The organism is Streptomyces sp. NPDC012466 (assembly GCF_042955215.1).
Lineage (GTDB): Bacteria > Actinomycetota > Actinomycetes > Streptomycetales > Streptomycetaceae > Streptomyces.
The window spans coordinates 336,245-348,627 of sequence record NZ_JBIBEQ010000001.1 but is presented as its reverse complement, the minus strand read 5'-3'; the positions used below and the strand labels follow the sequence as shown (position 1 = coordinate 348,627).

General features: G+C 71.9%; 11 protein-coding genes. 4 read left to right on the top strand and 7 right to left on the bottom strand.

The genetic code is table 11. The features are described 5' to 3' along the window. The first annotated feature begins 9 nt into the window (after positions 1-9). The 4 genes from ACFY9E_RS01640 (at position 10) to ACFY9E_RS01625 (ending at position 3,978) form a co-directional block, all read left to right on the top strand. Positions 10-1,248 carry a hypothetical protein gene (locus ACFY9E_RS01640; protein WP_390978286.1) on the top strand — a complete coding sequence of 413 codons (1,239 nt, stop codon included), beginning with the start codon at positions 10-12 and terminating at the stop codon, positions 1,246-1,248. Next, positions 1,245-2,204 carry a zinc ABC transporter substrate-binding protein AztC gene (gene aztC, locus ACFY9E_RS01635; RefSeq protein ID WP_390978284.1) on the top strand — a complete coding sequence of 320 codons (960 nt, stop codon included), beginning with the start codon at positions 1,245-1,247 and terminating at the stop codon, positions 2,202-2,204. Before ACFY9E_RS01640 ends, aztC begins: the two co-directional genes overlap by 4 nt. A gap of 87 nt (positions 2,205-2,291) precedes the next feature. Then, positions 2,292-3,494, top strand: a complete 1,203-nt coding sequence (gene aztD / locus ACFY9E_RS01630; RefSeq protein ID WP_390978282.1) for a zinc metallochaperone AztD — start codon at positions 2,292-2,294, stop codon at positions 3,492-3,494. Positions 3,495-3,807: 313 nt separating this feature from the next. Beyond that, the gene (locus ACFY9E_RS01625) at positions 3,808-3,978 is read left to right on the top strand and encodes a hypothetical protein (protein ID WP_390978280.1); all 171 of its coding nucleotides are present in this window, start codon (positions 3,808-3,810) and stop codon (positions 3,976-3,978) included. A 281-nt stretch (positions 3,979-4,259) separates the two neighbouring features. Here the strand turns inward: ACFY9E_RS01625 and ACFY9E_RS01620 are convergent, their stop codons facing one another. The 7 genes from ACFY9E_RS01620 to ACFY9E_RS01590 all read right to left on the bottom strand — a co-directional run bounded on the left by ACFY9E_RS01620 (position 4,260) and on the right by ACFY9E_RS01590 (position 12,383). Further along, positions 4,260-5,459, bottom strand: coding sequence for a beta-eliminating lyase-related protein (locus ACFY9E_RS01620; protein WP_390978279.1), 1,200 nt, complete (start codon positions 5,457-5,459; stop codon positions 4,260-4,262). A 70-nt stretch (positions 5,460-5,529) separates the two neighbouring features. Further along, entirely contained in the window at positions 5,530-6,807 is a 1,278-nt protein-coding gene (locus ACFY9E_RS01615) for an MFS transporter (RefSeq protein WP_390978277.1), read from the bottom strand. Then, a complete protein-coding gene (locus ACFY9E_RS01610; RefSeq protein ID WP_390978275.1) occupies positions 6,800-8,056 on the bottom strand; it encodes an acetyl-CoA carboxylase biotin carboxylase subunit family protein in 1,257 nt (418 codons plus the stop codon). The genes ACFY9E_RS01615 and ACFY9E_RS01610 overlap by 8 nt, the downstream gene beginning before the upstream one ends. Beyond that, positions 8,053-9,684, bottom strand: a complete 1,632-nt coding sequence (locus ACFY9E_RS01605) for a class I tRNA ligase family protein (RefSeq protein ID WP_390978273.1) — start codon at positions 9,682-9,684, stop codon at positions 8,053-8,055. Before ACFY9E_RS01605 ends, ACFY9E_RS01610 begins: the two co-directional genes overlap by 4 nt. Next, complete coding sequence (locus tag ACFY9E_RS01600) at positions 9,681-10,784, bottom strand: FAD-dependent oxidoreductase (protein ID WP_390978271.1); 1,104 nt, start codon at positions 10,782-10,784, stop codon at positions 9,681-9,683. The genes ACFY9E_RS01605 and ACFY9E_RS01600 overlap by 4 nt, the downstream gene beginning before the upstream one ends. Next, positions 10,777-11,154 carry a cupin domain-containing protein gene (locus tag ACFY9E_RS01595; RefSeq protein ID WP_390978269.1) on the bottom strand — a complete coding sequence of 126 codons (378 nt, stop codon included), beginning with the start codon at positions 11,152-11,154 and terminating at the stop codon, positions 10,777-10,779. Before ACFY9E_RS01595 ends, ACFY9E_RS01600 begins: the two co-directional genes overlap by 8 nt. Further along, positions 11,151-12,383, bottom strand: a complete 1,233-nt coding sequence (locus ACFY9E_RS01590; protein ID WP_390978267.1) for a SidA/IucD/PvdA family monooxygenase — start codon at positions 12,381-12,383, stop codon at positions 11,151-11,153. Before ACFY9E_RS01590 ends, ACFY9E_RS01595 begins: the two co-directional genes overlap by 4 nt.

Sequence of the window (12,383 nt, the reverse complement as noted above, 5' to 3'; positions counted from 1 at the left end):
CCTGAAGCGATGTCCTTGTCCGTCGGAAGAAACGTCACTGCATGGGCGCCGGCCGCGCTCGTGGCCCTCGGGCTGCTCACCGCGGGCTGTGCGGGGCAGGACCACAACGCGACTGCCCCCAAGGCGGGTTCCTCACCCTCCGCCACCCCGCACGGCTACGTCGAAGGAGCGAAGGAGGCAGCCGAGCAGCAGTCCCGGCTGCTGCTCAACGACCCGGACACCGGTGACACCCGGGTGCTCGACCTGATCACCGGGAAGAAGCAGGACGTCTCCCGGACCACGGGCGCCTCCGGCCTCACCACGGACGGCCGGTTCGGATACCTCCACACCGGCAGCGGCACCCGTGTCCTCGACGGCGGTGCCTGGACGGTGGACCACGGTGACCATGTGCACTACTACCGCGCCGCGATACGCGACGTCGGCCGCATACCCGCACGCGCCGGCGCACACGTCCGCAGCGACGCGGCCGTGACCGCAGTGACCGGCGAGGACGGCCGGGCCACGGTCTACCGCCGGGCCGAACTGGAGCAGGGAAAGATCGGAACTCCCCGCCCGCTTCCCGGGACACACGCGGGCGCGGTGGTGCCGTACGAGGAGCACCTGCTCGCCCTCCCCGGCGACGGGGAAGTCGCGGTGTACGACCGCGAGGGCGGACGGTCCGCCTCTGTGGAGGCCACGTGCGAGGAACCGAAGGGGGACGCCGTCACCCGTCGCGGAGTCGTCTTCGGATGCGCCGACGGCGCCCTGCTGATCCGTGAGGACGGTGGGAGCTTCACGGCCGACAAGATCCCCTACGGAGTGGGCGTATCCGCGAAGCAGCGGGCGTCGGCCTTCCACCACCGGGCCGGAAGCGACACCCTGACGGCGTCGGCAGGGGACCGGGCCGTGTGGGTGCTGGACGTCACCGAGCGCACCTGGACCCGTGTGAAGACCGGCCCCGTCGTCGCCGTCAACACCGCGGGCGAGGGCTCGCCCCTCCTCGTCCTCCAGGACGACGGGGCCCTGCACGGCTACGACATCACCACGGGCCGGCAGGTGTCCAAGACGAAGCGGCTGCTGACCGGCCTGCCCGAAAGCCTCGCCGACAGCGCCACGACCCCCGTCATCGAGGTCGACCGCAGCCGGGCCTACCTCAACGACCCGGCGGGCAGGCGCGTGTACGAGATCGACTACAACGACAACCTGCGCGTCGCCCGCACCCTCGACGTCGGTATGAAGCCGGCCCTGATGGCGGAGACCGGGCGATGACGACACCGAAGCGCACCGTCCCGCGACTGCGCCGTCTGCCTGCGGCCCTGCTCACCCTCGCTCTCGTCGGCACGGCCACCGCCTGTGCGAGCAGCGACGACCGTCCCCGGGTCGTGGTGACGACCAACATCCTCGGCGACATCACCCAGCAGATCGTCGGCGACGAAGCCGACGTCACCGTCCTGATGAAACCGAACGCCGACCCCCACTCGTTCGGCCTGTCGGCCGTGCAGGCCGCCGAACTGGAGCGTGCCGACCTCGTGGTCTTCAACGGGCTGGGCCTGGAGGAGAACGTACTGCGGCACGTGGACGCCGCCCGCGACGCCGGGGTCGCCACCCTCGAGGTCGGCAAGGCGGTGGAGCCGCTCACCTTCCAGGCACACGCCGAGGGCGGCCCCGAAGAAGAGGCAGGGCAACCCGACCCGCACTTCTGGACCGATCCCGACCGCGTACGCAAGGCCGTCGGCCTGATCGCCGACCGGGTCGTCGAGAACGTCGACGGAGTGGACGCGAAAACGGTCCGGTCCAACGCCGCCCGCTACGACGGACAACTCACCGGCCTCACCGCCTGGATGGAGAAGTCGTTCCACCGCGTACCCGAGCAGCGGCGCGCGCTGGTGACCAACCACCACGTCTTCGGCTACCTCGCCGAACGCTTCCACTTCCGGGTGATCGGCGCGGTCATCCCCAGCGGCACCACGCTGGCCTCGCCCAGCTCCTCCGACCTGCGCTCACTCACCGAAGCCATGCGCGAGGCCGGGGTGCGGACGGTGTTCGCCGACTCCTCCCAGCCCAAGCGGCTCGCCGAGGTCCTGCGCACGGAACTGGGCGGCCGGGTGCGCGTCATCGCGCTGTACTCCGAGTCGCTGACCGGCAAGGGCGAGGGCGCCGCCACCTACCTGCAGATGATGCGCGCCAACACCACCGCCATGACCGACGGCCTCACCAACGACTGAACCCGCGCCACCGCGCCGGCACCAGCACGTCCGAACACCCCCACCCCGTCACCCACGCCGCAACCGTGCGGCGGGAAGGAACACACAGTGAAGAAGTCGGTACGCACCAGAGCCGCCACCGCGACAGCCCTCGCCCTCGCGGCCTCCGCGGTACTGACCGCCTGCGGAGGAGGCGACGGGGCCTCCTCCGACACGAAGGCGGCGAACGACTCGCCGGGCCCCAAGCCCGTCGCGGTGAAGAACCCGCTGGTCGCCACGTTCGACGGCGGCCTGTACGTCCTGGACGGTGAGAGCCTGAAGCCGGCCAGGACGATCGAACTGCCCGGATTCAACCGCGTCAACCCGGCCGGCGACGCCTCCCACGTCATCGTGTCCACCGACTCCGGGTTCCGCGTCTTCAACGCCGCCGAGCAGACCTTCACCGGCGTCGAGTACAAGGGTGCCAAGCCCGGGCACGTCGTCCGGCACGCCGGGCGGACGGTGCTGTTCACCGATGGCACCGGAGAGGTCAACGTCTTCGACCCCGAGGGCCTCTCGGGCGACAAGAAGCCGCAAGGCCGCACCTACACCTCCGCCGAGCCGCACCACGGCGTCGCCATCGAACTGGGCAACGGCGAACTCCTCAGCACCCTCGGCACCGAGGAGAAGCGCACCGGCGCCCTCGTCCTCGACAAGGACGACAAGGAGATCAAGCGCAACGAGAACTGCCCCGGCGTCCACGGCGAGGCCGCGGCCAAGGACGAGGCGGTCGCCGTCGGCTGCGAGGACGGCGTCCTGATCTACAAGGACGGCGAGTTCACCAAGGTCGACGCCCCCGACGACTACGGCCGCATCGGCAACCAGGCCGGCAGCGACGCGTCCCCCGTCCTCCTGGGCGACTACAAGACCGACCCCGACGCGGAACTCGAGCGGCCGACCCGCATCTCCCTCATCGACACCAGGACCGCGAAGCTGCGCCTGGTCGACCTGGGCACCAGCTACTCCTTCCGCTCACTGGGCCGCGGCCCCCACGGCGAGGCACTCGTCCTCGGCACGAACGGCACCCTCCACGTCATCGACCCGGAAACGGGCAAGGTCGAGAAGAAGATCCCCGTCGTCGACGACTGGCAGGAGCCGCTCGACTGGCAGCAGCCCCGGCCCACCCTCTTCGTTCGCGACCACACCGCGTACGTCTCCGAACCGGGCAAGCGCAAGCTGCACGCCGTCGACATCGCATCGGGCGAGAAGCTCACGTCGGTGACGCTCCCGAAGAGCACGAACGAACTGTCGGGCGTCATCACCGGCCACTGACCGGCGCGGGACATCGGACAGGGCCGGTACTCCGCCGACCGGTCGTCGTACGGGCGCCGAGTTGCCAGGACGAACCTCTGGACTTGCTCAAGGAGCGATTGAAGTCACCGGGGCGGGGGGCATCGTCCGGACACCCGGTGCGCCTGGCCCGGTGGAGGGGGGAAGCGATCGTGACTGCTTTGGTCGTGGTGGCCGTTGCCGTACTGGGGATCTCCGTGCTGTGCACCTGGCTCGTGCGTCGGGCCTGGCGGCGTGCCTGGAGCGATCTGGGCCGGCAGGCGTCCGGGTATGGCTGGGGGGCCGGGCCGGGAGCATGGCCGACGAGCAGCGGTACGGGGGCGGCATCCGGGACGGGAGGCGCCGGCACGTCGTTCAGCTCTTCGTCCTGGTACGCCGCGGGCGACGCCTGCGACGGCTCACCGTCCGGCTCATCCTGCGGCGGTTCCTCCGCCTGCTCCGGCGGCAGCTCGTCGTCCTGCGGTAGTTCGTCGTCCTGCGGTAGTTCCTCGTCCTGCAGCAGTTCGTCGTCCTGCGGCAGTTCGTCGTCCTGTTGACCGCGGGGGCGTTGTCGGGGACGTCAGCAGCGGGTCAGTGTGAGCCCTGAAACACCTGGGGGCAGTTGTTTCCGCAGGCCTGAGCCCTGCTCGGCAGGCTTGTTGCGTGGCCCGACCGCTGGAGTGCAGCGGGACGGTAGCTGATCACTGGTGGTCTCTTGACTGCCCGGGAGTCAGGGCGCTCGCCTGACTCCCGGGCTTCCGCCGCCGGCTACTTCGTCTCGCGGTTCGCGGAGAAGGCAGGCTCTTTCCCCAGCACTTCGATCGTCTTTTCCATTTCGCGGACCTTCCGGCGCAGTTGCACCAGTTCCTCGCGCTCGGCCGTGGTCAGCGCGCCCACCGGCCCTTGGCCTCGCTCCGCCGCCAGTTCCTCCGCGATCGCCGCCGCGAACGCGTCCACGTCGTCCTCGGTGGTGTCGAAGGAGGTCATCCAGCGGACCTCGCCGGCCTGCTCGTCCCAGGTGTAGAAGCGGAAGCGCTTCTGGAGACGCTCGGTGACGGCCGGCGGCAGGACGGCGAAGATCTGGTTGGCCTGCACCGGGCGGGAGATCTCCAGGCCCGGCAGTCGACGCACCGCCTCGTACAGCCGCTGGGTCATCGCGTTGGAGCGGGCCGCCGAGCGCAGCCAGAGGTCGCCGCCCAGCAGTGCCTCGAACTGCACCGACATGAAACGCATCTTGGAGCCCAGCTGCATGCTCGTCTTGCGCAGGTGGGCCATGCCGCGCACCGCGTCCTCGTTGAGCACGATCACCGCCTCGCCGAAGAGCAGCCCGTTCTTGGTGCCGCCGAGCGAGAGGACGTCCACGCCGGCGTCGGTGGTCATCTCACGCAGGGACGCGCCGAGGGTGGCGGCGGCGTTGGCGAGCCGGGCACCGTCCAGGTAGACGAGCATGCCGAGGTCGTGCGCGTGGTCGCAGATCGCACGGATCTCGTCCGGCGTGTAGCAGGTGCCGAGCTCGGTGGACTGGGCGATCGAGACGACCCTGGGCCGGGCCCGGTGCTCGTCCTCGAAGCCCCATGCCTGACGGTCGATCAGCTCAGGGGTGAGCTTGCCGTCCCACGCGGGCACCGTCAGGAGTTTGATCCCGGCGACCTTCTCGGGCGCCCCGCCCTCGTCGACGTCGATGTGGGCCGACTCGGCGCAGACCACGGCGTCCCAGCGGTCGAGCATGGTCTGGAGCGCCACCACGTTCGCGCCGGTGCCGTTGAAGACGGGATACGCGTGCGCGGTGGGGCCGAAGTGGCCGCGCACCACTTCCTGGAGGCGCTCGGTGTAGACGTCGGCGCCGTAGCTGACCTGGTGGCCGCCGTTGGCCAGGGCGATCGCCGCAAGGATCTCGGGGTGCGCGCCCGCGTAGTTGTCGCTGGCGAAGCCGCGCTCGTCCGGGTCGTGTCGTCGCTGTACGGTCATGGTGCTCGCCTACTTGTTTCGGTCGGACGGGTGTGACACATGTGGTCCGGACGGGCGCCGGCCGGTCCGCTCAGGCCGGCGCCGGCTCCGTCCGCGCGCGGGCCTTCTCCAGGCCGCGCACCAACGGCGGCGCGGCGAGCCCGAGCAGGGCGAAGAGCGCCGCGAGGACCAGCCAGCCGGTCCCCGCCGCACCGACGACCAGGGAGGTCATCAGCCACGGCCCGGCGAACTGCTGGAACCCGCGCCCCAGGGAGAACACCGCCTGGTACTCCCCCTGCCGGCCCGCCGGGGCGAGCCCGAAGGACAGGCCCCAGCTCGCCGACGCCTGGTACAGCTCGCCGAGGACGAGCACCAGCGCACCGCCCAGCAGGGCCGCGCTGTCCAGGAGCGCGCCGTGCCCCCCGCTCACCGCGAAGACCAGGCAGGACGCCCCCAGCGCCCACCCCGCCCAGCGCAGCATACGTGCCGCTCCCGCCGGGGTACGCGCGCCCCTGCTGACCGCGACCTGGAACAACAGCACCAGGACGGTGTCCACGATCAGCAGCCCCGACACCAGCAGCGCGGGCGCGTCGGTGCCGGTGACGATCCACAGCGGCAGACCGACCGTCAGCAGCGGGTGGTACAGCTCCAGAGCGCCGCACACCAGCGCGACCGCCACATAGCGCACGTCCCGCAGCGCGGCGCTGCGCAGCACCCCGCCCGGCACCTCGGCGGCGGCCCGGGGCCCGGCGCCCGCGGGCAGCCGCATTCCGAGCAGCACGGCGACGGAGACCAACTGGAGGGCGGCGTTGGCGAGGACCGTGGCGTACAGGGCGGTCGAGGTGCCGGCCGCGATGGCAGCTCCGGCCAGCGCGGCGCCGCCGAGGAAACCCAGGTTGAACAGGCTGCGCATCTGCGCGCTCACCCTGACCCGCTCCGCCTCGCCCACCAGCGCGTCGGTGAGCGACGCCTGGAGCGCGCCCGCCGAGGTCTCCAGGACCGCGATGGCGCAGGCGACCGCGAGGAACGCGGCGAAGCCGTCCACCAGGCAGTACGCGGTGAAGCCGACGGCCGCGAGCAGGAAGTTGACGGTGAGCACCCGGCCCGCGCCGAGCCGGTCCGCGAGTCGGCCGATGGGCACGGTGCAGACCAGACCGCAGAGCCCGGCGACCGACAGGGCGAGGCCCACGCGCTGGGCGGGGATGCCGATGGTCCGGGTGAAGAACACGGCGCTGGAGGTGAGGAACACCCCGAGCCCCAGGGACTGGATGAGTGTGAGGACGCCGAGCCTGCGCGCGTTCCCGGCGGCCGGAAGGGTCTCCCGGAACCAGGCGCGCAGCACGGCGGCGTACCGGCGTGCCTCAGCCATGCGGCTCAGCTCCCTCAGTTCCCTCGGCCCGCTCGGTCCGCAGCCCGTACACCTCCATCGCGGTGTGCACGGCGGCGCGCACCGCGGCGGCGTTCCGTCCCCGGAACCGGAAGATCCCGCAGCCCTCGTCATAACTGCCGGGCCCGGTCATGATCTGGCCGATCGCGGGCAGTTCCTCGTGGTAGACCTCGGGGACGGCCGACCTGGGCGAGGTGCGTGCGACGACCCGTCCGGGCAGCTCGCGCGGAGCGGGGTAGATGAGCCAGCCGCCGGCCCGGGGCCCGACCGGTTCGGACGGCTGCCACAGCGGGGGCAGGCCGAGGGCCGCCCGGAACGCCTCGGCGAACAGGTCGATGCCGTAGAGGTCGACGTGCAGGAACGGCACCTGCGCGCCACCCGGCCGCAGCCCGACCTCCAGGAACACCAGCTCGCCGCCCGGACGCCGGATCGCCTCCAGGTGGAACGCGCCGTCGCGCAGCCCGAGCGCCCGCAGACAGCGGTCGGCGAACGTGGTGAGCTCGTCGCGCTCGAGGCCCGGGTCGAGCAGGACCGAGCCGAGCGGGCGGCCGTGTGCGTAGTCCAGGCAGGTGTGGACGTACTGGGAAGCGGTGACGAAGTGCAGGCGGCTGGAGCGGCGGACGCCGTCGACGTGGAAGATGTCCCCCTCGACGTACTCCTCGCACTCGTACGCCGCGGGGTCGACGCCCCCCAGCGCGTCGCGCAGTTCGCCGGCGCTGCGGACGACCGTGACTCCCTGGGAGCCCGCCGCGGCGCGCGGCTTGAGGACCAAGGGCAGAGAGCCGAGGGCGTCGACGACCGCCTCCGTCGAGGGGGCGTCGTCGAGGCTCCGGAACCGGGGAACCCGCAGTCCGGCCGCGCCCACCGCGCTCTTCATGGCGGGCTTGTCCTTGAACCGCTCGACGAGGTCGAGACCGTAGCCGCCGGGGACGCCGAGTGCGGCCGAGAGCCGGGCGGCCGTCAGGATGTCGTACTCGGACTGGCCGAAGACGGCCTCGGGCGTGCCGTGCCGTTCCGCGATCTCCCGTACGAGGGGCAGCAGGTCGTCGTGGGCGAGGCTGTCGCGCACATGGACCTCGGTGGCCCCGTCCTGGTCGAGCGCGGGCAGCCCGCCGGGCGTGGTGAGGTACACCGTCCGGCAGGGATGGCCGTCGAGGAAACGGTGGTATTCGCCGAACTCGTCGCCGGAGCGGTTGAGGACGACGTACAGCGGGGCGGTCCGGTCGGTCACGCGTCCGCTCCCGGTCGAAGGGTGTCGGGCAGGCAGGCGTCGAGATCGGCGGCGCTCACCCGGCCGAAGCCGGGCGCGGGCCGGTCCCGGTGGGCCGGGGTCCTGGCGAGGAAGGCCGCCGCGCGAGGCTCTCCGGCGCCGCCGAGGCGCTGCCAGACGAGCTCGGCGAGGTCCGGCATCACCGGGAACGCCAGCAGGGACAGGCCCTTGAGCCACCAGTAGGCGCCGTCCTCGGCCGCGTGGGCGACCGCGTCGTCGGCGCACCAGCGGTCGAGTGCCGCGACCGCGCGCCGGGTCGAGACACGGGTGGCGTCGAGTGCCGCGGAGTGCTCGGCGAGCAGGGATTCCAGGAGGTCGGCGACGGCCGGGGCGGGCGCCTGCGGCGGCCCCTCGGGCAGCCGGCTCCAGGCGGCGTCGATCCGCTTGCCGAGGCCGTCGGCGAGCGTGGCGTTCGCGGTCCGAAGGAAGTCCGCCGTCTCGAAGCTCGTCGCCCCGGACTCCAGATCGGCCCCGGCGAGGTGGTACCGGACGGTGTCCACGCCGATGGCGGGCGACGCGGCGATGTCCGCCGCCCAGATGGCGTGCCGGGCGCTGGTGGAGAACTTCCGCCCGGCCAGCCGGTAGAAGTGGTTGATCAGGCACCGGTCGTACGGCTTCATGTCGCCGTGCAGCAGGCTGGTGCCGACGATCGAGACCAGGGTGGGGATCACGTTGTCGATCCCCAGGGTGGTGATGGTGGTGACCCCGGAGTCCGGGTCGAAGGCGTTCACGCCGGTGCCGGAGAGCCGGCCGTGGACGGCGCCGGCGAGGCGGGCGAACATGAAGATCCCGGCGTACGGGAAGAGGGCGCGCGGCACGTCCGCCTCGGGTCCGGGCAGCGGAACCCCCCACGTCTGCGGGGCGCTCAGCCGCACGGTCAGGCCGTCGCGCTCCAGGAAGCGCGCCACGGTCGCCCGGTAGCGGTCGGCGACGCCCAGGTCCACGAGCGTGCTGTCCAGGAGGTCGCGGTCCGGCAGCCGCAGGAAGAGGCTGGAGATCTCCCGCCAGATCAGCGGCCCCTCGTCGAGCAGGGGGCGTGGCTCGACGACCGACTCGGGCAGGAAGTGCGCACTGCACTCCTCGCAGAAGTAACTGGCGATGCCCGCACCGCACTCGGGGCAGCGGCCCTGGAGCCAGCCGCCCACCACCCAGCGGTCCGACGCCGCGCAGTGGGGCACGCGCTCGGTGCGCGTCAGCACCGCGCCCCGGGCCGTCAGCCGCTCGATCGAGGCGGCGACCTCCTGCTCGAACTGCTCCCGCCAGGGCTGCTGATCGGGGACGATGAACGCGTCGACGCCGATGCGCAGCGCGGCCAAGTCGTCCTGGATGCGCTGTCCGTAGCGGGCGGCGACCTCGCCGGGCGTGGAGTGCTCGGCGTGCGCCTTGAGCGCCACGTACGACTCGTACACATCGCTGCCCGTGATCACCAACGGCAGGTCGCCGCGGACCCGCAGATGCCGCGCGATCATGTCCGACCACAGGAAGGGGCCGCCGATGTGGCCGAGGTGCAGGGGGCCGTTGGGCGTGGCCTCGGGCGGCACCAGGAGGTAGTGCCGGGGGGTGTGCGTGTCCCCGGTCAGCAGGCTCATGTCCGCGGTCTCCCGTCGAGCAGGTTCAGTGCGCCCTCGGCCATGGCCGGGGCGAGTCGGTAACCGGAGCCGGAGCCGCCGATGGCCATGACCACGTCGTCGCCGCCGACCGTGTCCACGACCGGCAGATGGCCGGGGGTGAAGCAGTCGCTGAAGACCCGGCCGCCGAGCAGGTGCGGCAGGAATCCCGGTACGTGCCGGGCGAGCAGGGCTCGGGCGAGTTCCCGGTCGCGGGCGTCGATGACGAGCGGTTCGTCGGGGCCGCGGTCCCAGTCCGGCGAGGTGATGCTGAAGATCCAGTGGCCGCCGGGGCGGTGGGGCAGCAGGAAGGCGTCGGCGTCCTCCAGGACGAGTGCCGGGGCGCCCGGCGGCGGCGGCGTCATGATGTGGAACGCCACCACCTTCTTGACCCGGGCCCCGCACTCGCGGGCCGCCGCCGCCACCGGGCCGTCGAGGACCCAGGGGCCGGGTGCGAGGACCGTTTTCGTGGCGGTGATCCGGCTGCCGTCGGCGGCGACCAGTTCGACGCGCCCGCCCGTACGGCGCACTTCGGTCACCCGGAAGCCCTCCAGGAGGGTGTTGTCCGGGCGGCCGAGGACCTCGTCGAGAAGCCGGTCGGTGAGCCACTGGGGCTGACCTGCCGTCATGGGAGGGGTGGCCAGAAGGAGTTGGTCGTCGTCGTGGGCGAGCCCGGGGAACGTCCGGTCGAGCAGGGCCCGCTGCTCCCTGGTGACCGGGCGGGTACGGCCGCCGTCGGCCATGGTCGCGTCGAGGGCGGCCGTGTTCTCGCGCGCCACCAGCCAGCGGACGTCGACCGGCGTGCGTCCGGCGTCACCGAGTCCGGCGGCGAGCTCGTCGAAGAGCGCGGTGCTGCGGGCGGCCAGGGCGCGCTGGGCCGGGTTGTGCCCCGTGGGCGTGTCGAACCCGGCCGAGAGACGGGTCGCGCCCGTCCCCCGTCCGGCGTGCGTGATCACGGCGACGCGGCGGCCCGGGTCCCGGCGCACGGCGTAGTACGCGGCGAGGGCGCCGACCACGCCCGCGCCGACGACGGCGAGGTCGTAGTGGGGCGCCTCACCGGTCCCGGTGGTGCGCTCACTCATCGGGCGCCGACCACCAGAAGGAGTAGATCACCAGTTCCTCGCCCTGGTCGGCGAAGATCTCGTGGACGGCCTGCGAGGCGAAGCCCACCATGGAGCCGGGCCCGACGAGCGACCGTTCGCCGTCCACCTCCAGGGTGCCGGATCCGGCGTGGACCACCCAGATCTCCTGGACCGCGTGCCGGTCGGGCGAGCTGGTCCCGTCCGGCGGCACGGTGAAGCGGGCCGCCTTGAACGGCACGCGGGGGAAGACCGAACGCGCGAAGTCCGCCTCGGCGACGGTCACTCCGTCGGGTTCCACCTCGGTCGGGGCGAAGGGGACCAGGACGCCGACCGCCTCGGCCTGGAACTTCGAAACCTGACGACCGGTCATACGGGATACCTCGTTTCACCGAGCAGGCTGTTGAGGATGACCGCGCTGCGCCAGGCGAGCAGGCTGAGATTGGGATCGGCGACGCCCCAGGAGTGCCGGGCGCCGTTCTGGAGGTAGATCCGGTTCTCCGCAGGCCCGTCCCATGCGACCGAGAAGTCGTCGCCGACGACGAGCATCCCGCTGTCCCGCCGCAGCCGAGCGTCCAGCGGAGCCATGAAGTCCGGCAGCGCGTAGGCGTATCCGGTGCTCAGGATCACGATGTCGGCCGAGAGCACAGCGGGTGCGTCGTCCGGGCCCGAGGACTCGACGACGAGCTTCCATTCGTCGGGGTCACCCTCGATCGCGGTGACCGCGCAGTCCGCCAGGAAGCGCAGCCTGCCGGGGTCGTTCTCGATGAACTCGTCGCGGTAGCTCAACCGGTAGATGTCCTGGAGGACTTGGAGGTCGATGCCGTCACTGGTGTACCTCTGCCGCTCCAGGAGTCGGGCCTTGTGGTCGGAGGGCAGCGCGTGGAAGCGGCGTACGTAGTCGGGCGTGTAGAGGTCGTTGGCGAACGGCGAGTCGTCCATCGGCAGGAACGACGAGCGCCGGCTGACCCAGGTGATGCTCTCGGGGGCCGCGCCGGCCGCCAGGTGGCGCACGATCTCCGCGCCGCTCTGGCCGCCGCCGACCACGACGACCCGCTTGCCGGTCACCTCGGGGGCCCGCAGCAGGAACTCCCCGGAGTGGAAGACGGTGGGGCCGAGTAAGGAACGGAACGGCTCGGGGACGGACGGGGTGAGCCCGGTGCCGAGCACGAGGTGACGTGCCGTCACTTCATGCTCGTCGGTGCGGAGACGGAAAGCCCCGTCGCGGAAGTCCACGCTGTGTACGTCCGCCCCGAACGTCAGGCTCGGCAGCCGCCCGGCGACCCACTGGAGGTACTGGTTGAACTCGGCGCGCAGGACGGCCGGGAAGTCCGCGGCCAGGAACCGGTAGAGCCGGCCCTCACTCGCCAGGAACGACAGGAACGAGAAGGGACTGGTCGGATCGACCAGCGTCACCAGGTCCTTGAGCAGCGAGACCTGGAGGGTGGCCTCGGGCAGCAGCAGTCCGGGGTGCCAGGAGAAACTCTCACGGCGTTCCAGGTGGGCGCCGCGCAGCCCTTCGACCGGATGCGCGAGCGCGGCGAGGCTCATGTTCGCGGGGCCGATGCCGACGGCCGCGTAGTCGAGTATGTGTGCGTTCAT